This window comes from Paenibacillus sp. FSL R5-0923, assembly GCF_038009145.1.
In the GTDB taxonomy this organism is placed as follows: Bacteria; Bacillota; Bacilli; order Paenibacillales; family Paenibacillaceae; genus Paenibacillus_AQ.
This window is the reverse complement of the sequence record NZ_JBBPAT010000002.1, coordinates 859,090-881,835: the sequence shown is the minus strand read 5'-3', so window position 1 is coordinate 881,835 and position 22,746 is coordinate 859,090. Positions and strand designations below refer to the sequence as shown.

The window sequence follows — 22,746 nt, the reverse complement described above, 5'->3', positions numbered from 1 at the left end:
CCACTAGATCATTTTTTGTAAGTATTATAGATTAGCATTGCTGCTTCGGCCCGGCTCGCTGTTCCACCCGGGTTCAAATTCAATCCGTCACCTTTAACGAACCCTGCCTTGACCAGTGAAGCAATGCTGCTTACCGCATAGCTTGATACCTTCGAAGCATCTCTGAATCCTTTCAGGTCAGCAATTAAACCTTCTTCGGGAAGCTTCCCAGCTGCTTTCAGTACCCTAGCGATCAGCACCATCATATCCTGTCGGCTGATTTCGGCATTCGGAATAAATTTTCCGTCCGCACCACCCTTAGCAATTCCGAGCGCTTTGGCGATAGACAACGCCTCGGCATAATATGTGCCTGGATTGACGTCGGCAAACTGATCTGTTGAATCCGAACTGAGCTTAAAGGCCCGAACTGCCATCACAATAAAGTCCGCTCGCTTGATCTTTCCTCCCGGCGAGAACAAACCATCGCCTGTGCCTTTAATAATCCCCTCTGCCGCAAGCTTGTCGATAGCCTGCCTTGCCCAGTCATATCGGCTAGAGATATCCTGGAAAGTTATTGCTGACTGTCCCGATGTTCCCGGCTGCGAATCTGGGTTTGGTGCCTGAGACGCTGATGCGCTGCTAGTCGGCGTCGGCGTTGGTATCGGTGTCGCAGTGGTTCCCGGATTCGTCGTGCCGCTGTCATTGCCACCACTGCTACCGCTTGTCGGTGTAACCGATATGTCCGACTTAACCCCTTCGCCTAACAAATTGCTTGCTGATACGGCGAATGTGTAAGATTGGCCATTGTTCAGATTCGTAATCACTGCACCAAGACCGTTATCTTTCCAGGTAATATGCTCGGTAATTGGTGTGTAGGTTTCCCCTTCCTTGACGTATACGTTGTAACCTTCAGCATTTGCGTTAGCTGGCCAGCTTATAGTGACTTGCCGATTTCCGACCTGTGCTGTCGGCACAACGTTACCAGGCACTGCGCCGCTCAAATGGATACTATCCACTCGGATATCCGGATTTTTAAAGACTAGATATAAATCATGCGTACCGGAGAGTGTCGTCAACAACTCCCCCGTTACATCGGTATAATCCAACTCGGTCACTTTAAAGGTGCTGCCTGGCACCTCACGAACTGCTGGCACAGTCGCGTCAAATGTAACGACCGCCAAACGGGTTCCCGTTGGAGAATCTGCTCTAACCTCAACTACTGAGCTTGCATTCGTGGAAGCCCCACGCAAGGTAATGCCAGTTACACCGGATAAACGAACTTGATTAAGTGCTACCCAGGAGTTGCTGTTCTTAGACATGACGGCATAATATCCGTTCTCGGCTTCTTTTGCCTTAAGCCCTTCTGCTGTACGAAGCTTGGAGACCTCTCGATAAACTACATCTTTAGATGCAAAGGCATGATCGAAAATGTTAGCAGGCGCATTGACCGCATCAAGCTTCGCAATACTCTCATTATTGTAAGAGAGCGCAGCGGATATAGGAAGGTCACTAGACGATTTGCCTACCATCAGAGTGTAGCTTCCTGTTTCATTCACATACTCATTACGGTTGACATCCCACACGGCGAAATCAGATGGGTTCACTGTAAGCTGAACAGCCTTTGTCTCTCCGGCCGGAATGTACACTTTTTCATAGGAAACCAGCTGTTTCTTAGGTGTATGATCACCGTACTTGGAGGTATTGTTTTTGATGTACAGCTGAACTACCTCAGAAGTATTAACAGCTCCAGCATTCTCCACATCTAGGTTGATGGCAAAAGGTTCCTTGCCGCTAACATTAGACGGCACGCTTAAGTTCGAAAATTCGAAGCTGCTGTATCCCAACCCGTAACCGAATGGATAAGTTACTTGGGCATCGGTATACATGTAGGTCAGCTTACTTTCAAGCGGATCACCGTTTGTCATATCCACTGTAAATCGAGGATCGAGCTCGGCCAAAGTCACCGGAGTCGCCCCTTCAGGCAATGAATAATTATCAAGAACCGGCAAAGCATCCATTCCGGCATACCATGTCGAAGATAGGCGACCAGTAGGCGCGTAATCACCGAACAGCACATCCGCAAGTGCCTTGCTGTCGTATTGACCTGCATATGGCTGATACATAATAGCAGCTACATTCTCATTGTTTTGAATGGCCTCCATGTTCACAGGCGCATTTGACTTAACAATAACAACCGTCTTTTTCGGAAAAGCCTGCGCCACTTGAGACACAATCTTATACTGATCTTCTCCCAGGTTAAGATCCGATCTGTCGGCGCCTTCGCCTGCGCTATGTCTGGCAGGTGCACCGACGACAACTACGGCGTAATCGTTGCCGGAGGCCCAAGCGCTTGCATCTGCGCCCGCTTCCTTCAAGACAATCTCTTGAAACTTCTGATTGTCAGTTCGTGCCGCGGCGCCTGCTTGATTGGTCAGCGTCGTCGACGATAGATCAAGACGATCCGCCCCGTTCACGGTAACAAACCGGCCAGCAGAGTAGTAAGCTGTTTCAAACCCACCTCCGAAGCTCTCCGAATACGTGCCTGAGATCAGCGAGACGGTTCCGTCGCTATTTGCTTCTTGACGGAAGCGACCCGGAAGTGTACTGGCATCCGCCACATTAGAGAACGGATTTTCCACGAGATTGAGCTTGGTCGCATCGCTGTTTTGGACTGTACGGCTACTTCCGCTCGTTACGTCCTTCAGCCATTTTCCATTTGCCAGTGACAAGTAACTATAGCCGCCTTGGCCCCATGCGTAAGCCTCAAAGGCTTGGGATGCCGTATAGGCTTTTCCGGCGGCACTATAGACATAGACAATGTCTGTTACGGTTGCCATATCCGGTGCAATGAAATCCGCAGTGAGCTGAGCACCGTTCGTATAGGTGGAAGCCGTAACCGTTTGATGATTGGAGACAGAATCCAACGCAATTACGGGAGCGCCTGTACCAAAGGTAACATTATCACTACCAATTGCTTCCCGAATGGCTCCAAGTGGGGACAGCCCAGCCCCAGGCAATACCGGTGTTTTAGATACAGAGTAAGTTGCTTTAAACCGGGTATCCGCCAACAGCCCCGTTACAGCAACGTTGCTGGATTTGGATAAAGGTAGCAAATTATTATCGTTCTTCAGCAGAACGACACTTTCCCGCGAAGCATCAAGCGCAACGTTCTGGTTTTCGTTCAACGTATAGATTTGCGGACTCCGGTCGCTCGCTAAATCCGAGAACGGATAACTTTTCGGGGAACCATCTGGATTTTTCTCGTTAAAATATCCAGTGCGTACCCACATCTCGATTTGTCCGCGGACGCTATTCTCTAGATCCACGCGGGTCACACCAAAAGTCCCATTATTTACAGCATTCAGAATGTTGGTGCGGGTGGAGCTTGTCGTGTTGGCATGATTTCCGCTAAGCAGCAGGAGCGCTGCCGCACCATCAGCATCCGTATAGTTCTGATAACCATTGTTGAAGCCTGCGGTCATCGCGCGATCGGCGGCTATAAAATCACCTACCGGCAGCATACTATACGGGTTTGAATTCGACGCACGGATAATATTCGGTGAGATATGGTTAGGAACTCCATTCGTTCGACCGTAAGTAGTCATAATACTTTGGACCACACCGGCTTGTAATGGATATAGGAAACTTTTCATTTGGTATTCATTAAGCGCCCGGGCGCTTGCATAAAATTGGCCGCTCGCTCTGAACCATTGTGCCAGATAGTTGGTATAATGCTTCGTCCCCAATTGAGCTTTTAACCAGAAGCCATCCTCGTTGCCAGCCTCCCCGTACCCGGTGATCCCCTTAGCCATGGAATTGATCATCGTTCCAGCAAGGACTGGGTCCTCTGCGTAGCCCTCTTCAAATCTGCCACTAAGTGGATTTGTCCGTAAATCAGATACGGCAGAGAACATCAAGGTGTTGGGATTGGCCAAAGTGACTTCTCCCCGCCGCTCGTTCCCCATGACTGTCCCCACTTTGCTGACTAGATCCTTATTCCAGCTTTGTCCCAAAGCGAGCATGGACGGCATATCTGTGCTTACACCCATAACACGGTCCACTCCGCCGGCTGCCGTTCCCGGCAAGGTATAACCTCCCGCGATTGTCCGGGCTGTGCCGGCACTCTTTTGATCCGCGTAATACGCCAAATCCTCGATGCTCATATCAGCTAAAATCAAATCTACAAATGCGTCCAGATGACTAGGTACACCATCAAAGATCGGCATGTTGGATGCGCCTCTAGCAAACTCAATCGCTACATTGTCAGCCGCTCTCACCTGATTCGGTGCGATCGTTGATATCATGGAGATGATAAGCGCCATAATCAGGGTGACCACAACTAGTTTTCTGAGGGTAAAACCTTTCATTCCACTGCTCATGTGATTGCTCCTTTTAATTTTTTTGGACAAGTCTCTCGCATGTAACTGATGACAGTCTAGCTGCTGCTGTCCTCTTCAGAGATTTAAAGAGTCGTCGATGAGATATCACATGATGCAGTTTCTGAAGATTAGCCTTTCACTGAACCTACCGTAAGTCCCCCTACGAAATACTTCTGTAGGAACGAGAAGGCAATCAGTAGCGGAAGCGCACACAGCATACAAGCTGCGAAGAGGACGTTCCACTGGGTTGGATTCTGCTGGTCACCCATGAAGCCAAGCATGGCTAGCGGCAGTGGAGACTGCGAGGACTTGGATATAAACGTCATATTGAAAAAATAGTCATTCCAAATCCAGATGCCCTGCGTGATGATGACCGAAACTGTGACGGGAATCAGTAGCGGGAAGACCACTGTCCAGAACCGACGAAAAAGTCCCGCACCATCAATATGTGCTGCTTCTTCTACCTCCTCCGGAACACCACTACGAATAAATCCGGTGTACAGGAATGTTGAAAATGGCAGGCTGCAGGTAACGAACATCAGGATCGGCGTATACTGCGTGCTTGGAATACCCAAGCTGTTGATCATTTGCACAATTGGAATCAGAACCATCTGTCCGGGTACGACTAGCCCGGCAAGGAAGAAAAGATACAGAAACTGGCTCCATTTACTTCTGATTCGGGCCATCGGATAGGAAGCCATAGCCGCGAAGATCACAACTAGAAGAACAGATATCGCTGTCAGCACGACACTATTTAGTAGGGCGGAACCAAAATGCATCCGTTCGAAGGCTGTCCGGTAGCTCGTAAATGATATCTCATTGAACAAATCAAGCGGGTTTGTGTTGTTGCCCGGTGATCTCAGTGAGGTGGACAGCACGATCACAAGCGGAATTAGATTCAGTACCATAATCACGATAACGAGGAGCTGAACAAGTATTTTTTTGAGAATTGACCCGGTTCTAACAGGCTTCCGCACGTTCCGGACAGGCTTATGCTGTTGGAGGTTGCTTGCTGCTGTTCCATTGCTCATGCTGACACCTCTTTTCTATTCATCATCAGGACAGAAACCGCAGTAATAGCGATAATCAGCATAAACGAAATAATCCCGAGCGCCGAGGCCTTGCCAAACATTTGCTCCGTGAACGCCATTTTATAAATCGAATAAATTAGGGTGTTAGTCGAAGTTCCAGGACCTCCATTAGTCATAATAAACGGAAAATCGAAGGCTTTCAGACCATTAATTAAACTCAGCGTCGTATTGATCGTAATGGATGTGGCAAGCAGTGGGAGCTTCACAAACCGCAATAGCTTCCAGGCACCGCAACCATCGATTCTACCGGCCTCGAGCAGCTCACTAGGAACGGTCTGAAGACCTGCTAGGAAGATAATCATTGTTGTTCCGACGTTCTTCCAGATTTCTACGAAAATAATAGAATATAGCGCCGTGGAATAGCTGCCGAGAAAATTCAAATTATCATTTGCAATCCCGAGCTTGGTCAAGAATGTTGCAATCATCCCGCTGTCCGGCATATAAACATAACTCCAGATGAAGCCGACCACAATCGCACTGAATAGAGTCGGAATGTAGGAGATGGAGCGGTAAAAGCCCTTGCCTCGAATCTTCATGTTCAGCAGCAGCGCCAGTCCAAGTCCGATCAGATTACCTCCCACTACGCTGACAATGGTATAAATGAGTGTGTTCTTGATCGAGTTGCCCAGCGTACCTCCGCTAAACAAATCCTTATAATTATCAAAGCCGATATAATTAAAGGTTTGAGCATACCCGTTAAAATCTGTAATGCTATATTGAAACAGCTTCGTAATCGGGAAGATCCAGAATATTAAATAAAAGATCAAGGCCGGGACTGCGAAAAAATACATCGTTTTTTTCATTACAGTTGATTTCATCTCTGTCTCATCCTCCTATCCAGAACCGTTCCGCCAGTCAAGCGAGCTAAATGACAGGACTGGCGGGACGACCTTCAGTAATTCCCGTTTAATTTTTCCACAATTCCTTGAACTTGGCGTCCATAGCCTCTGTAACCTGCTCCGGAGTAGTCTTTCTTCCACCAATAATCTCGGCGAATTTAGCTTCCATCTCTTCAGCTACACCCGTTGGCCACATTTGATTCGGGAAGTATACGGACTTTCCATTATTCAGGTATGAATCATTAACTTCTTTGAACAGGTCATGATTCAACGGAACACCTTTATACACGCTGATCGAACTGTTGGCTTCGGTCCAAGCCTTGAACAGATCTGACTGACCATCAAACAGGTAATTCATAACTTCCTTGGCAATGTCCAGATTCTCCGATTTGGCGTTAAGCGCGAAACCAGCAGCAGTGGCAGCAGAGACATAAGTGGGCTGGCCTGAATGGTTAGCAGGCAGAGAGAAGAATCCACGGGTAAAGTCGGCTGCACCTTTGGCTGTCAGTGTTGCATAATCCCAGGTTCCGTCAAACACCATAGCCGCTTTACCATCTACGAACAGTTGAGCCGCTTGAGCACTTCCAAGTCCAAGTGAGTTCTTGACTACATAACCTTTGTCATATAATTCCTTCATTTTGGAGATCGTGGCTACCCACTTTGGATCTGTTAACGATTTTTCTCCCGCTTGAAGCTTGGTATCGAAATCCATTTCATCCGGATAAACCTCATTCGCTGCGATTTGATACATCCCGAACTGGAGGAACCAAGGATCCTTGTCCGCGAGTGAGATTGGAGTAATGCCCGCATCTTTCAGCTTCTGGCAAGCTTCCAGGAATGAGGTCCAATCCTTCGGCATTTCTGTGACACCCGCCTGCTTGAACAAATCCTGATTGTAATACACCCCTAGATAATCAAGACCTCCAGCGATTCCATAAGGTTTACCCTCATAAGACATATCATCTTTCGCCCCTTGGCTGATGTTATCCCAAAAGGTTAAATCCGATAGATCAGCCGCATAGCCGGCCTTTGCCATGTCCAGGACACCGAGGGATGCATTTCTTGGGAATACCCAGTAAATATCAGGCCCTTTACCTGAAGCGAGCTTTGTACGAATCGAAGTGAAATATTGCTCATCCGGAAGCTTGGAAGTTTCGAGCGTAACGTTAGGGAACTTTTCCTTCACGAGCTTAGGCATAATATCAAGTGCAAAATCCTGTCCGTCCGGGGCTTTAGTGCCAGATACCATCATGGTCAGCGTCACCTTTTTCGCACTGTCTGTTGTTGCTGCCGGAGCATTTGTAGCGCTTCCACTATTTTCAGCGTTACTAGTGTTGCTGTTGTTACCTGAGCCGCAGCCTGCTAGAACAGCAAGTAACAGCGCTAACATTAAAGCTCCTGTCCGTTTTTTAGTACGTAATTTCATAGAATAACCTCCCTGTTTTCATATCACTTCTATTTCCCGGCATCCATTTTTTGTTGGTTGCTGTATTGTTATTTTAATCTTGTAAGCGGTATAATTACTTTTGCATTTAGGGTGCACTATTTTACGAACGGCTTAAATCGGAGGAGAGCGAATGAAATTTTCCAGTATCAAAACGAAACTCTTTCTAGCACTCGTTCTTGTATCTGTCATTCCGATTGTGATCGTCACGTATAACTCCTACCGGAGCTATACCAATCTGGTCAACCAGCAAACCTCTCTCGTTGCCTCCAACACCATCCATAATACCGTTAAAGGCATTGAGGATATTTTCGGAAATATTGAACGCATTTCACTTACCATTCAGCAGCAAACCTCCAGTGCGACCGCATACACTACCGTTAGCGACGAGCTAAAAAAACTGGCCAGCACCAGTGATTCCTATGACATTTTCATTATACAAAACAAGCTGAAGCTGATCTTTGAGAACTTGCTACTGAGCTATGATTATGTTAATGGAATCTATCTTTTTTCTCCTGACGGCAAAAATATCAGCTATGGCAGTACGGCGGAACTGAAGGTGGGATATGTCCCCCTCCAGGATGCGTGGTATCAGAAGACCATTGCCAACAAAGGTCAGCTGTATATCGGCGAGCCCGGTGTAAAGCCTTATATCATTAATTCTGAGCCTTCCCTGGTATTCTCCCGTGCGCTCTATGATATGAAGACTCAGCAGTTCCTTGGTGTGTTTATGCTGGACTGTAGCTTAGATATTTTCAAAGGCTTGAATCAAGACGCTGTCCCAAATATGAGTTATTTTGTACTGGCCAATGACGATGGCAACATTATCTACGACAGTACCGGCCAGAACACGGACTCACGGCTGCCGGAGGACTTAACCCGCAAGACCGAAGCTATGCAGGGTGATGAACTGGAATTTTACAATGAAAATAATTTGACGGTTATTCAGCGACTTCCTGTATATCACTGGACAGTTATCGCCAATATTTCGCTAAGTGAGCTGTACGAGAAATACGGAATTTCCAACAAGCTGATCCTTTATATTTCCCTTACTTGTGCGGTCATTTTCATTCTGCTGTCCATCCTATTATCCAACTGGATTACTAAGCCAATTACCCAACTCGCCAAAATCATGCGCAAAAACAAATCGCAAAAATTCGTTACAACCGAGATCAAACCTAAGCGGGTTGACGAGATCGGCTTTCTGTATACGGAATACAACAAGATGATGCAGGACATCGACATCTTTGTCAGAGAGAGCTATCAGAATAAAATTCTGACCATGGATTCACAAATGAAAGCGCTTGAAGCCCAGATTAATTCGCATTTTCTGTATAATACACTCGAATCTATCAACAGCATAGCTGAAATTGAAGAGGTTGAAAGCATTGCTGTAATGACCAAAGCGCTGGGAGATATGTTTCGCTACAGTATCAAGACGGATAGTGAGCTGGTATTTGCCCGGGACGAGATTCAGCATGTCGATAACTATATGGCCATCCAGCAGATCCGCTACGGCAGCAAAATCTGTTTTGTAAAAGAGATGGAGGACTCCGTTCTGGAAGCGAAAATTCTCAAGCTGATCCTTCAGCCCTTAGTGGAGAATGCCGTCTATCACGGCTTGGAGAATAAAAGAGGTAACGGCATGCTCTTACTAAAGGGCTATCTGGAGCCTGATACCAAGCGAATTATTTTTGAGATCCAAGATGACGGGATTGGTATCCCAGAAGCACGGCTTAAGGAAATTCAAACACTGCTAGATCAACCACCGGAATTCATGGGGCTTGGTCACCGGAGCAGACAGAGCATCGGGATTAAGAATGTGCACTCTCGCATCGCCCTGTATTACGGCTCAGATTTCGGACTGACCCTATCCAGCGAACCCGCGCTGGGAACAACGATCACCCTAACACTCCCCTCTAAATAAAGATAAAAGGAGACTGGATCATGTACAAATTCATAATCGTCGACGATGAGCCTTTGATCCGCCAGGGTCTACTAAAAAAAATCAAGGCAGTGACTAATGAACTGATCTTCAGTGGAGAAGCCGACAATGGTGAGGATGCCTTGGACCTTATCCAAGCGACGGACCCACATCTAATCTTCACCGATATGCGGATGCCCGTGATGGATGGAAAATCCCTGCTTCGTCAGCTGCAAAATGATTATTCCGATAAGAAAATCATCGTCATCAGCGGATTTTCCGATTTTGAATATATGCAAGAAGCGATCTCAGCCAGAGTTGTCCACTATTTACTGAAGCCGTTCAGCAAAGACGAGATCCACCAAGCGATCTCCAAAGCGATAACCGCCATAGAGAGTGAGCAGTCCGCTAAGGCGGAAACTCTGAATATAACCAAAGAAGCGGAGCAGCTAAGCCTACAGGGAGATTTGCAGGCCCTGCTTCAATACATTGCCGGCTTCTACCCGGCTGAGAAGCCGCCAAGCTTCCGATCAGCCCCATTGCTCAATCTGATGACATCCCGAAGAATGATCCTATTGACGCTCTATAATCCAGAAGATCTAGTTGCCCAAGAACCCTATCTGGAGAGGACTAGTATCTTTCTCCCTCATCCTCAGAGCAGGAAACTCACCTTTTCACTCCTGCTATGTGATGCTTCACTGAGTGATTCTAAGGTGCTGGAACTGGCTTCTTATGAAGCCAAACAGTTGATCGAAGAAACTGGACCACAAGCCTGCATCGGCATAAGTGGCAGAAAAACCGATCTGAAGGAACTGCCGCAGGCACGGCTAGAATCGATGTCCGCATTGAACTGCCGGGCCATCGCCGACCAGGGACAGTTTTTCCACTACCGCCCGGGTAGCTACCAAGCAGGGCCGGAAATGTGGGAAAGTAGCCGGGAACTCATCTTTTTCATCGAATCTGGGAATAGCGATAAGGTGAAAGATCGAATTCACGACTATTTTGACTATTACCGAGGGCAACCCGCAGCAACAATCCATCAGTTGAAAGAGAACTGCCGAGCCATAATCACAGAGGTCAAAACCTTGGTTTCCGTCTATTTTCCTGTAGAGAACGGACAACATACATCATCCAGCCTTGAAGGCGTACTTAATATTTCATTTGATTCGGAAGAAATCCGGGGATATTTCCTGACCGTACTCACTTCGATTGCAGAATTACTAAAGGAACAATCGGTCTATGCCTCTCCCAACGTCATTGATAATGTAAAGGTATATATCCGCAAAAACATCTGCTCGTCCCTCACGCTAGAGCATTTATCGAATCTGTTCTACATCAGTCCGAGCTATCTTAGTTACTTGTTTAAGGAGAAGACGGGCGAAAATCTGATTGATTATGTCAACAAAGAGCGAATCGAACGTGCCAAGTTGCTGCTCCGTACCAGTGATGAGAAGATTTATAAGATTGCCAAGAGTCTTGGGATCGATAACGCCAAATATTTTTTCCGCCTATTCAAGAAAATGACCGGGTTCACACCAGAGGAATATCGAAAATTAAGTGAAGCTGAAAAAGAGGGGGCACGCTAATGGATCATATGGAGCTGGATTGTTATCTACGCCGCCTTGATGCAATCGAAGCCAAACAACAGTACACCCGTCGCAACATTAATGAATTTGGTGGCAAAGAATTGATCTTACCTCACGGAGAACGGGTTCCGCGTCTACCGGTACATCATTTTTTTAATCAGGGCGATTATCATATCAGCAAGCACCACCGGTTCGCCGATATGCCGGAGCATACGCATACATTTATCGAACTAAATTATATGTATTCAGGCCGCTGCCGTCAGACTATTGGCGGATCCGTCGTAGAGCTGACTCAAGGCCAGATTTGCTTGTTGGATACGGACGTACCCCATTCAATTTTTACACTTAATGAAGACGATATTTTGATCAATATTTTGATGCGAAAGGAAACACTGAACGCGGCATTTCTGACCCGGCTGGGTTCTGACGGAAGATTAAGTGATTTTCTGATCAACGCCCAATCTCCCGCTGCAGCCCATGACCGTTACCTTGTCTTCCGATCAGATAACAGTCATAACCTTCACCATATTCTCGCCAGCATGATGTGCGAGTACTTTGATCCCCGTGATTTCTCCGCGGACATGATCAACGGTTATATGGTCATCGTGTTTACCGAGCTCATGCGGGTTCTAAACCAGGACACCGCCCCCAGTGGATTACCTACCACTAAACGGGGCGATCTGCTGGAAATCCTACAATATCTGGAACATCATTTTAATAACTGCTCCTTGAAGGATTTGGCCACACGCTTTAATTTCAATCCCAATTATCTGAGCAATCTACTTAAGAAAAGCACAGGCAAAACGTTTGGTGAGTTGGTACAAGAGCATCGTATGGCTTATGCCGCGCTCTTACTCGCTAACAGTGATCGACCGATTGGAGATATAGCCGGAGAATGCGGATATGAAAGCCTAAGCTTTTTCTACAAAAAATTCGCGGAACGATACGAAGTTACTCCGCTTTTGTACCGCAAGCAGAGCCAAACAACCTGAGACACCATTTGCTACGGTGCTCAGGCTGTTCGAGCTGCTATCGAATAGGCATCTGCTTATAATTGATATTTGCGGATCAGATACGTTGGCGTACAGCTCCAAGCATGGCAATAACTATTAATTAAATGACTGCCATAGGGAGAAAAGCTCTTGTCGCTTGGATTATACAGCTCCCAGAACGTATCAGCCCCGTCTTTAATCATCTGCCCCCAATACTTCTTGATCTCCGAAATGGCTGTATCCCTTTCGCCCATCTGAATCAGTGCCTCAATAAAATGGTGAACCATATAGGGTGTGGTCATCGGAATGGGAGCGGAATCCTGCTGAAGCCGCAGCAATAGTCTCTTCCCGCGCTCTTCTTCAACGATTCCGGCAAGCACCATCCAGATCTGAGAAGCCCATGAAACCTGCCTAATATCACCACTAACAAAATAGCCTAATTCAGAGTCCCATAAGTGATCCAAAGTGGCCTTCGTAAGTTCTTCAATCGTCTGCCGTAAACGATCCTGTCGTTCATTTCCTAGAAGAACGGCCAGATGCAGCGCGCATTTCAAGTTATAGATTAAGATAGCCTGCGCCGGGGCCTGTTTGTTCAGATCCGGATGCCAGTCAATAAAAGCCCACCAGGTCTCATCGTCGGTGACAATGCCACGCTCGTCCAATCGTTCTAAAGCCAGCTCTATCTGCCGATAAGCAGATGGCCACAGCTCCTCCAGCGTGTTCCGGTCATCTGTAGCCAAGTAATAATCATGAAGTGTAGATACAAAAAAGAGTGAATAATCATAGAGATACGTATCGTCAGGTATGACCTGGGGTTTCATGAACAAGTTAGCCGTGATCCGCCCCCGCTCATCCGGATAAGCTGCAAACAAGTACAGGCATCGCTTAACCAGATCATTGCCCGAAAACGTTTCGTAATTGGCCAGCGCCTGAAGCCGCAGGTCACCAAGCCACAGTCTTCGGTCCCGCTTAGGTCCATCTTCGAAGACCTCCTGCATACATTCTTCCAGCGTCTTCACGCTGACTTCATCAATGGCTTGCAGTTCAGGATCTGTGTGGCCCAACGGAGCCTGAAGGGAGCGGTCAGCCGAAGTTTCCGCTGTACAACTAATTTCAGCAAAGGATACTTTATACTTCGGTGACGTATCAAGTACCTTAAGCTTTACATACCGAAAGCTGTATCGACGATCCAGATTTAGTGATGAAGGCAGTATATCCAGATGAACTCGCTCTTCCTGTAACCACGAGCTGCTTAGCCATCCGTCATACTCAGAAAAGGATTCAGCCATCTCCACCGGCATTTCCCCGAGGGTGATCTGCAGATGTAACGGAGCATCCGGGGGACTACCTATTGGAATAATCCGAATCGCCAGCCTTCCCACTAGATGCTCTCCGAAATCTAGAATAACCTCCTCCCCTTTACCAAAAGCAATGGCAGAAAGAGACTCTGCACCTTGAATCGTTTCTGCCTGCCAGCCATGCACCGCTAGTTCATTCTTTACAACCCGGATTATCTGCTTCGGTTTACAATCCCGGTAAATAAGCTGAGGTTGAAGCTGCTCTGCGGTTAAAGCGAACACCTCATTTTTATGGATAGTTACCGCTTGCTGGCGCTGCATCGCTTGAGTCATAACCTATCTCCTCCTTCATTGGTTCCCCCTCTAGTAAACCTCAACTCCGCTTGCCTGAACATACAGTGAATACAGCTAATCTTACTCTTATTACAGTTCTGCTCAACGGAGTGACGCTAATTTGTCATGATAAAAAAGATGCAGTAAGATCCAGCACAAAAAACAACACAGCTGCCTTAGCAAACCGCTCCAACCTGCGTATTTTCGTGATATTAACACTTTAATAGAGCGTTTACTAGACCAGTTTCCAACTAGTCAGGAAGCACTTTTCATGTTGACTTTTCAACATATAGTGATTAAAATAAACAACGCACACTAAATATAGTATTCATATGATTTTCCAGTATTTATAGCTTATCTATTCAATCTTTACAGTAATATATACAGGGGGAGAGACTCCATGCTAGTCGCATACGATTCAAAAACCGGAAACGTCAAACGCTTCATTGGTAAGCTTAAGCTGCCAGCTGTGCAGATTGAAGAGCATATGACCATTGACGAGCCCTATGTGCTTATTACATATACCACCGGCTTTGGACAGATTCCAGAGAAGGTGTCTACTTTCTTGAAGAACAATTATTCCAATTTGAAAGGCATCGCCGCCAGCGGCAACAAGAACTGGGGCGAGCTGTTCGCGCATAGCGCAGACTTGATTGCAGATCGGTACAATGTACCAGTTATCGGTAAATTTGAGCTATCGGGCACATTTGGTGATGTGGAACGAATTAAACAGGAGGTGAGCCGAGTTGCGGCATATTGAACTAAACAACATGTTGATGAAGAGAGACGAAAGTGGTTTCTTTCAATTGGATAAAGACCTTGAGGCAGTAGCCGAATTTATGCGGGATGTAGAACGGCGGAGCCTGGTTTTTGCGAATACAAAAGCCAAGGTTGATTATATGATTGAACAGGATTTCTACGAAAATTTTTACGAACAGTACAGCTTGGCTGAGATTGAAGATGTCTACCAAATTACCCATTCTTACAACTTCAGCTTTCCATCCTATATGGCAGCTTCGAAGTTCTATACGGATTACGCTGTAAAAAGCAATGACCGCAAGCAATATCTGGAGCATTATCCGGACCGTGTGGCGGCAGTCTCCCTTCATCTTGGACGCGGCAACGCCGCTACTGCCGGCATGCTTGCCCGTTCGATGATGGAGCAGCGTCTGCAGCCAGCGACTCCGACCTTCTTGAATGCCGGCAAGAGCCGGCGCGGTGAGCTTGTCTCCTGCTTCCTTATCGAAATGGACGACTCGCTTAATTCGATCAACTATGTGCTCAATACCTGCATGCAGCTATCGAAGATCGGCGGTGGCGTGGCTGTCAACCTGTCCAAGCTCCGTTCTCGCGGAGAGACAATCAAGGGTGTGGAGGATGCGGCTAAGGGCATTATACCTGTGCTCAAGCTGATGGAAGACGGCTTCTCCTATGCTGACCAGATGGGTCAACGAAAAGGTTCTGGAGCCGCCTACTACAACATTTTTGGATGGGATGTTCTTGAATTTCTCGACAGTAAGAAGATCAACGCCGACGAAAAAACAAGACTCAAAACCCTGTCCATCGGCCTGATCATTCCGAATCGCTTCTATAAGCTGGCGAAGGACAATGAACCGCTCCATGTATTTGCCCCTTACAGTGTGTACAAGGCTTATGGCACGCATCTTGATGACATGGATTTGGATGAAATGTACGATAAGCTGCTAGCCGATCCACGTGTCAAAAAGAGAAAGGCCATGAGCGCACGGGATATGCTGACCAAAATCGCCATGATCCAGCTGGAATCTGGCTATCCATATATTATGAACAAGAGCAACGCCAATGAGGCTCATGCCCTGAAAAACGTTGGACAGATCAAAATGTCCAACCTCTGCACGGAAATCTTCCAGCTGCAGGAGACCTCAGAAATTGCTGACTACGGACAGGAAGATACCATCCGCCGTGATGTAAGCTGCAATCTGGCTTCCTTAAACATTGTCAACGTGATGGAGCATGGCAAAATCCGTGAATCGGTACATGAAGGTATGATCGCCTTGACTGCAGTCAGCGATATGACCAGCATCTCTAATGCCCCAGGCGTAGCCAAAGCTAACAAAGAGATGCACTCCGTCGGTCTCGGTGTCATGAATCTGCACGGCTATCTGGCCAAGAACAAGATCGCTTATGAGAGCGAACAGGCTCGCGATTTTGCCCGGACCTTCTTCATGACCATGAACTATCATTCACTGGAGAAAAGCATGGAGATCGCTGCTGCAACCGGCCGGTCCTTCCATGGATTTGAGGCTTCTGATTATGCTACAGGAGCTTATTTCGAGCGTTACCTGACTACGGATTACCGCCCTGTAACGCCAAGAGTACAAGAGTTGTTCGGAGATATTTTCATCCCATCCCCTGCGGACTGGGAACAACTGCAGGATGCAGTAAAAGCAAATGGCCTGTACCATGCATACCGTTTGGCAATTGCGCCGACAGCCAGCATTTCCTATATTCAAAATGCTACTTCAAGCGTTATGCCTATTGTAGAGCAGATTGAGACCCGGACTTATGCCAATTCAACGACTTACTATCCGATGCCGTACCTGCGTCCAGACAATGTATTTTTCTATAAATCAGCTTACCAAATGGATCAGTTCAAGGTGATCGATTTGATCGCGGAAATTCAGCCCCACATCGACCAGGGCATCTCGACCGTTCTGCATGTGAACAGCGATGTCTCCACCAGAGAACTGGCCCGCTCCTATCTGTACGCGGCGCATAAAGGCCTGAAGTCGCTATATTACACCCGGACCAAAAAGCTGTCCGTTGAGGAATGCCTCACCTGCTCGATCTAACTGGAAGGCTATAGCCGCAGAAAAGGAGATTGCCATATTATGACCGCTATCCAAGCCGTTAACTGGAACCGTCCTGACGACGATTTCTCATTGATGTTCTGGAATCAGAACATTATGCAATTCTGGACGGACGATGAAATTCCATTATCCGATGATAAAATGTCCTGGCTCACGCTCAGTGAGCAAGAAAAGGACTCCTATATGAAGGTACTCGGCGGACTCACGCTGCTGGATACGATTCAAGGCGGAGTAGGTATGCCGCAGATTATGGAGCATGTCGAAGGTCTTCAGCGCAAGGCTGTGCTTGGCTTTATGGGCATGATGGAACAGATTCACGCCAAATCGTACAGTAGCATCTTCACCACTTTGTCCTCCACAGAGGAGATTGACAGTGTGTTCCGCTGGGTTGAAGAGAACCCTTATCTGCAGTTCAAGGCAGAGACCATATCACAATATTACAAAAAAATAGATTCACCCAAAGATCTGTACCTTGCCATGGCAGCCTCAGTGCTGCTCGAGAGCTACTTGTTCTACAGTGGCTTCTTCTACCCGCTTTATCTAGCTGGCCAAGGCAAAATGACATGCAGCGGTGAGATCATCGACCTTATTCTGCGGGATGAGAGCATCCATGGCGTATATGTCGGTGTGCTGGCGCAGGAGATCTTTGACGGGCTACCAGATGACGAGCAGCGTGAGCTACACCAGAAGCTGGTAGACCTCCTTAGACTGCTCCATGAGAATGAAGAACTTTATACCGAGCAGATCTACGCTCCCATCGGACTGGTGGACGAGGTCAAGACCTTCCTTAGATACAATGCTAACAAAGCCATGATGAATCTGGGGCATGATCCGCTATTCGACGAGGAAGAGATCAACCCGATTGTTCAAAATGGCATCAGTACCCACACCAAGCAGCATGATTTCTTCTCGAAAAAAGGTAACGGATACGTCCGGGCGCTTAACGTGGAGCCGCTGAAAGATGAAGATTTTCAGTTTTAATTATAGATAAAGCAAAAAAGTGCGGAGAAAATTCTCCGCACTTTTTGCTAACTGTAAGATTAAATTATTGCAAGCTTTTCAGGTATGTTCTAGCTTCTTCGTAGGTATCGTAAGCATCTGCAAAATCTCTACCAAAAATACGTTTCAATTGCATCTTCCAAATTGGGTTTTTAGTTACATAAGCCCATCCTGCTTGACCAGCTTCACTCGCCATCGCACCAGTAGGGGCTAGCATAGCTGCAACCTCAGGAGTAAGTACACTTTTAGAATCAGTTACATCAGTTGTTCCTGTAAATTTAGGTTTAACAAGCTTCATGATATTTTCAAAATCTTTCAGGTATCCTGGAACATCTTCAGCTGAAAAATCAATAGATACTACATCGATATGGTTCTCATTTTGGTTGTACTTAATTGTGTATGACATAATTATTTTTCCTCCAAGTTTTAACGTTATTTTTTAATAATAGAGATGAAATGTATGTAACTTCACAGACAAAAAATACCCGCCCCAGGCTTTTTCAGGGCGACGACATCTACTTCCTGTATCGTTTTTATAACAACACCCTTTCTAGAATATTAACTAATACATATTACCTATATTATTATCGACAAATTTCTTTTTTTATTTATATTAAAATACAAATTTCTACAAATTCCAACATATCCATGGTCATATTTTCCTTAATTCATTCATTTTTGTGTATCTGCTGTCTCTTGCAACCATTCAATTTGCCAACATACGAAGAATCTATTTATTTTAGACAACTAAAAAAGGCTCTGCGTGCGACTTCCGATTCCAATCCAGTCATCCTTCAGGTTTTTGGAATCAGAATACGCCGCAAAGCCTTTAATACTATATATTAGTTGTTATATAAGTAAATCAATCCGTGATTACTTTGTTGCGGAATAGCCCCCGTCAATCACATGTGCTGTACCTGTAATAAACGAAGCCTCATCACTTAGTAGGAAGCATGCAAACGCAGCTACTTCCTCAGGCGTACCGTATCTACCCAGAGCCGTTCCAGAAGCGATAAGAGATTGAAGCATCTCTACATCATCAGACAACAGCTTTTCATATCTGTTCATGGTTGGTGTAGGGATAGGTCCTGGGCAAAGGGCATTTACTCTAATGTTACGGTGACCCACTTCTTTGGCAACTGATTTAGTCATCCCCACAATAGCATGTTTACTTGCTGAATAAGCTGCATCATTGGCCATCCCGATAAAAATACCATGCAAAGAGGAGCAGTTTAGAACGGAAGCTCCAGATTTCATATGAGGTAATGTATAATGCAACATGTAGAATTGGCTAGTGAGATTTGTCTGAATCACTTTTTGAAACAACAACGGATCATAGTCTATAACATCCGTATTGTCTCCTGTAATTGCTGAGTTATTATATAGGCAATCAATTTTTCCATAAGCTGCTAATGTTTGATCTACGATATTTTTGCAGTCTGCTTCGAGAGAAACATCTGACCGAACAAACATCGCTTCCCCACCTAGAGCCTTAATTTCCTCAACTGTGTTAGCGCCGGCATCTGAACGATTGGCTACTACTACAATACCGCCCTCTCTTGCTACTCTTAAGGCTGTAGCTTTTCCGATTCCGGTACCTGCACCTGTAATAATAACTACTTTGTTCTCAAATCTGTTGCTACTCATATGCGCACCACTTTCTTATGTCTTTTTCAGGAGGAGGATTCGAACCTCATAGACCCTAATATCGCCTGATGCAATATGGATTGGAACATTTTTGCAGAAAAATCGACAAAATTATCCTCTATATGACAACTTTATTGTATTTAATTGTATATAGCAATGAATATTTTAATCTACTTTTACAACAATTGAGAATTTGGTTTTGATCGTCATAAAAAAAACACCCCTTAGAATTTCATCAGATAAACCAGAAGTTTTATCCGATGCTTATTCTAAGGGGTTTGATAATTTGTAAATCCGTCGTTGTTAATGAAACCATACTCCAAATAAATTATTTATTGGCTTATAGATAAGAATAATCAGAAACAAAGGACTCGGGATGTTCAATTTTAACAACGCACATACGGTCGCGCCAAGTCCCAAAATCCAAAATATAAAATATACACTAAGATCACGTACTCGGCGCTTTCGCACTAATTTAGGCAAATCAAGTGCCATACAACCTACAGCAAGCACCAAAAAAAACAATAACACCATTCGACTCACTCCTTGATTTTTTCAAGAAAAGAATTATCTGTGAGACCTACGCGATTAATAACTACTGAGGCACTATAATGGATGGGCAATGATTTGAGGTAATCGTCGCCTTTTTTTTGCTGTAGCTTTGTCCAGGCTTTAGGACTGGCATGGTAGATCGATTGTCCAAATCCCATAATATCAACATTGAAGCGATTAGTTACTTGCTCCACAGTGTTTTGCATCCGCTCTATAATCCGTTCCTCTGTTTCCTTTTCCAAACGTTTTATGGTGCTTTCCGATTCCAAATTTTCTGTACTTTGCACTTCTTCAATGTTGCAAAGCGTCTTAACGTCAAGGTAAATATGCGGCTCCCCATCAATAATTTTCACTTTGCGTTTGGTTGAAGCCTGGATCGCTTCGATAACAATAGGCTTTCCGTCTTCCCCTGCTATCGAGCCAGAATGTGAGGTTACCTTATCGTTGATATAATTGTAACCAATCGTTTCACCCTCATTTAGCCAACCGATCAGTTTGTCTTTTCTGAACACAGCTACAGTATGGTATTCCAATCTCGCCTTAGGCATTGTTCGCTCTACATTGCTTTTATCTCCTCCCTCTTTGGGATCTCCCATAACTTCCACTCCGGTCAGTACAGGATGTTCACCTTCAGCCAATAAATTTTCAATAAAATCATCCAGCGTGACAGCGACTGTTTTTGCTGAATCTTTATAAGAATTATCTAGGGAACTAAATAATTTGTTCGCTGGTAATTTATCCATAGGTGTAAGGACATTCAAGACATCGCTGGCGGTTGTATCTCTGGCAACCATAACGTAGAAATCCATTCGAGCTTCCCGACTTCTTTTAAATACGTCCAGTATCTCGCCCACTCCGGAGCGGGCAAGTTCCTCCCCAATAACCAACACCCGGATATGACCAAGATAACTCGTCCTGGAACTATCCAGATTCAACTTACGTTGTGCATCATAAAACGTAGGTACCGTAAATTTATAAACAACCACTGGAACTCCAGTGCCTCCCCCTCCTCCAGACGATTGTGAGGAAATCGCAGATGGAATAACGACCTGCATCGAAACTGTATAACCCGTTTCAGCCTTGTCGATCCCTAACCCCAGGACAAAGGCTACCTCATTCAGCTCCTTTCTCTCCCAACAGCCACTTAGCACTAACGTAAATTGGAGAGCTATCATCAATTGGAGAACGCCTCTAACTAATTTTTTATTCATTGCGTTGATTCCTCATCACTAGAAGTACTTTGACGAAATAGGTTCTGCGTCTTGTTCTCAGCAGGCCTTGTTTTTAAAAAAGGCCACGGAAAGCGAAAGATAGAGTCTTTTAAGTCTTTTGAATTATAAGGTCCGAGCGGACTCATATAAGGCATTCCGAAAGAACGCAAACTCGACAAATGCAGTACGATGATAAAAATACCGAATAGAATTCCATATAATCCGATAAATCCGGCCAAAGCTATAAGCACAAAACGGATCATCCGCGCAGCTATAGACATTCCTGTCTCCGGAATAACAAAGCTAGAAATGGCTGTAAGCGATACAATAATGACCATTGCAGATGAAATAAAACCCGCTGCAACTGCTGCTTGCCCTATCACCAACGTTCCGACAATGGAAATCGCCTGTCCAATATTTTTGGGTATCCGCACCCCGGCCTCCCGCAAAATCTCATAAGTCATTTCCATGATCAGCGCCTCGACAAAAGCCGGAAAAGGAACACTCTCCCGCTGGGCAGCTAAACTAATTACAAGATTGGTCGGTATCATCTCCTGATGATACGTAGTTATCGCAACATACAATGAAGGTGCAAGCAAAGTAATAAAAAATGAAATAAAACGAACTAATCTCAGCAATGTACCAATATCAGCCCTTTGGTAATAATCCTCAGCAGACTGAAAAAATGCCACAAAAAATGTGGGTACCAAAAGTACAAAAGGAGTTCCATCAACAATAATAGCCACTTTTCCTTCCAAAATACCTGCTGCAATCGTATCTGGACGATCACTGTTGTATACGGTAGGAAATGGTGTAAATACCGTCTCTTGAATAAATTCTTCAATATATCCACTCTCGAGAATACTGTCCGTATCAATTTTATTCAGACGGCGTTTTACTTCTTGCACCAACTCCTTATTCGCGATGTTGCTTAGATACATAATGGATACGCTGGTTTGAGTTACCCTTCCGATCTGAACGGTTTCCAGCCATAAATGGCTATCTTTTATTTTCCGCCGAACCAGTGCCGTATTCGTCCGTAAATTCTCAGTGAATCCTTCCATTGGACCTCGAACAACCGATTGGGAACTGGGCTCACCTACATTGCGATCTTCCCAGCCTGGTAAGCCGATCCGGAGAGCGGTGGATGTCCCATCGAGCAGCAGCATTACACTACCGGACAGCAATTCGTGTACGAATTGGCTGTAATCAACGATAACGGTTAGATCACCGGCTATTAATATTTGTTTCTTAATGATCTCAATCTTCTGCTCGGGCTCAAGCTTCCCCAGCTGTTCATAAGGAATATGTTCCTGCAAAGAATACAAAATTGAATTATGCAGCACCTGAGTATCCACAAGACCGTCTATGTAAATCAAAGAAATATTAGTATTTTCTTCTATCTGCAACTCTTTTATCACTACATCAGAACTTCCGCCCAGCAATCCGTTCAACTGATCAATATTGGTTTTCAATCGGTTTGATAGTGTACCCGTCTCCGAACTTTTCACGATGTAGCCTCCACTTCACTTAGATTAATGAGTATAGTTTGATGTTAATTTTGATAATTATTCCTTTCTGATTAAAATTCGGAATGGCATAATTCTGGTAACTACAACCATA

Annotated in this window: 16 protein-coding genes; 6 read left to right on the top strand and 10 right to left on the bottom strand. The window is 45.5% G+C overall.

Annotation, left to right across the window (positions count from 1 at the left end):
- Positions 1-8 precede the first annotated feature (8 nt).
- The 4 genes from MKX35_RS29145 to MKX35_RS29130 form a co-directional block, all read right to left on the bottom strand.
- The gene (locus tag MKX35_RS29145; RefSeq protein WP_076298196.1) at positions 9-4,358 is read right to left on the bottom strand and encodes a glycoside hydrolase family 3 C-terminal domain-containing protein; all 4,350 of its coding nucleotides are present in this window, start codon (positions 4,356-4,358) and stop codon (positions 9-11) included.
- A 128-nt stretch (positions 4,359-4,486) separates the two neighbouring features.
- Positions 4,487-5,389, bottom strand: coding sequence for a carbohydrate ABC transporter permease (locus tag MKX35_RS29140; RefSeq protein ID WP_081382705.1), 903 nt, complete (start codon positions 5,387-5,389; stop codon positions 4,487-4,489).
- Positions 5,386-6,267 carry a carbohydrate ABC transporter permease gene (locus tag MKX35_RS29135; RefSeq protein ID WP_076298197.1) on the bottom strand — a complete coding sequence of 294 codons (882 nt, stop codon included), beginning with the start codon at positions 6,265-6,267 and terminating at the stop codon, positions 5,386-5,388. The genes MKX35_RS29140 and MKX35_RS29135 overlap by 4 nt, the downstream gene beginning before the upstream one ends.
- 88 nt (positions 6,268-6,355) lie before the next feature.
- Positions 6,356-7,714 (bottom strand): ABC transporter substrate-binding protein, encoded by a 1,359-nt coding sequence (locus tag MKX35_RS29130; protein WP_076298198.1) that lies wholly within the window; start codon positions 7,712-7,714, stop codon positions 6,356-6,358.
- Between the two features lie 151 nt (positions 7,715-7,865).
- Here MKX35_RS29130 and MKX35_RS29125 point away from each other — a divergent pair, with 151 nt between their 5' ends.
- The 3 genes from MKX35_RS29125 to MKX35_RS29115 are packed head-to-tail and all read left to right on the top strand — an operon-like array spanning position 7,866 to position 12,234.
- Complete coding sequence (locus MKX35_RS29125) at positions 7,866-9,659, top strand: sensor histidine kinase (RefSeq protein ID WP_076286290.1); 1,794 nt, start codon at positions 7,866-7,868, stop codon at positions 9,657-9,659.
- Between the two features lie 20 nt (positions 9,660-9,679).
- A complete protein-coding gene (locus tag MKX35_RS29120) occupies positions 9,680-11,242 on the top strand; it encodes a response regulator (RefSeq protein WP_076286291.1) in 1,563 nt (520 codons plus the stop codon).
- A complete protein-coding gene (locus tag MKX35_RS29115) occupies positions 11,242-12,234 on the top strand; it encodes an AraC family transcriptional regulator (protein WP_076286292.1) in 993 nt (330 codons plus the stop codon). The genes MKX35_RS29120 and MKX35_RS29115 overlap by 1 nt, the downstream gene beginning before the upstream one ends.
- A gap of 56 nt (positions 12,235-12,290) precedes the next feature.
- On the opposite strand, the gene MKX35_RS29110 is transcribed toward MKX35_RS29115, so the two are convergent.
- Positions 12,291-13,865, bottom strand: a complete 1,575-nt coding sequence (locus tag MKX35_RS29110; protein WP_076286293.1) for an alpha-L-rhamnosidase-related protein — start codon at positions 13,863-13,865, stop codon at positions 12,291-12,293.
- Between the two features lie 400 nt (positions 13,866-14,265).
- Between MKX35_RS29110 and nrdI the strand changes: the two genes are divergently transcribed.
- Genes nrdI through nrdF form a run of 3 tightly spaced genes read left to right on the top strand, consistent with a single transcriptional unit; the run spans position 14,266 to position 17,695 of the window.
- Positions 14,266-14,625, top strand: coding sequence for a class Ib ribonucleoside-diphosphate reductase assembly flavoprotein NrdI (nrdI, locus tag MKX35_RS29105; RefSeq protein WP_042185827.1), 360 nt, complete (start codon positions 14,266-14,268; stop codon positions 14,623-14,625).
- Positions 14,612-16,696: a class 1b ribonucleoside-diphosphate reductase subunit alpha gene (nrdE, locus tag MKX35_RS29100; protein ID WP_076286294.1), complete on the top strand. Its 2,085-nt coding sequence runs from the start codon at positions 14,612-14,614 to the stop codon at positions 16,694-16,696. The genes nrdI and nrdE overlap by 14 nt, the downstream gene beginning before the upstream one ends.
- 39 nt (positions 16,697-16,735) lie before the next feature.
- Complete coding sequence (nrdF, locus tag MKX35_RS29095) at positions 16,736-17,695, top strand: class 1b ribonucleoside-diphosphate reductase subunit beta (RefSeq protein ID WP_076298199.1); 960 nt, start codon at positions 16,736-16,738, stop codon at positions 17,693-17,695.
- A gap of 64 nt (positions 17,696-17,759) precedes the next feature.
- On the opposite strand, the gene MKX35_RS29090 is transcribed toward nrdF, so the two are convergent.
- The 5 genes from MKX35_RS29090 to MKX35_RS29070 form a co-directional block, all read right to left on the bottom strand.
- Positions 17,760-18,119 (bottom strand): hypothetical protein, encoded by a 360-nt coding sequence (locus MKX35_RS29090; protein WP_042185820.1) that lies wholly within the window; start codon positions 18,117-18,119, stop codon positions 17,760-17,762.
- Between the two features lie 467 nt (positions 18,120-18,586).
- Complete coding sequence (locus MKX35_RS29085) at positions 18,587-19,360, bottom strand: SDR family NAD(P)-dependent oxidoreductase (RefSeq protein WP_042185818.1); 774 nt, start codon at positions 19,358-19,360, stop codon at positions 18,587-18,589.
- Between the two features lie 303 nt (positions 19,361-19,663).
- On the bottom strand, positions 19,664-19,894 hold the full coding sequence (locus MKX35_RS29080; RefSeq protein ID WP_042185817.1) for a hypothetical protein: 231 nt from the start codon (positions 19,892-19,894) through the stop codon (positions 19,664-19,666).
- A gap of 5 nt (positions 19,895-19,899) precedes the next feature.
- The gene (locus MKX35_RS29075; RefSeq protein ID WP_076286295.1) at positions 19,900-21,123 is read right to left on the bottom strand and encodes a Ger(x)C family spore germination protein; all 1,224 of its coding nucleotides are present in this window, start codon (positions 21,121-21,123) and stop codon (positions 19,900-19,902) included.
- Positions 21,120-22,634: a spore germination protein gene (locus tag MKX35_RS29070; RefSeq protein ID WP_042185813.1), complete on the bottom strand. Its 1,515-nt coding sequence runs from the start codon at positions 22,632-22,634 to the stop codon at positions 21,120-21,122. The genes MKX35_RS29075 and MKX35_RS29070 overlap by 4 nt, the downstream gene beginning before the upstream one ends.
- Positions 22,635-22,746: the final 112 nt, after the last annotated feature.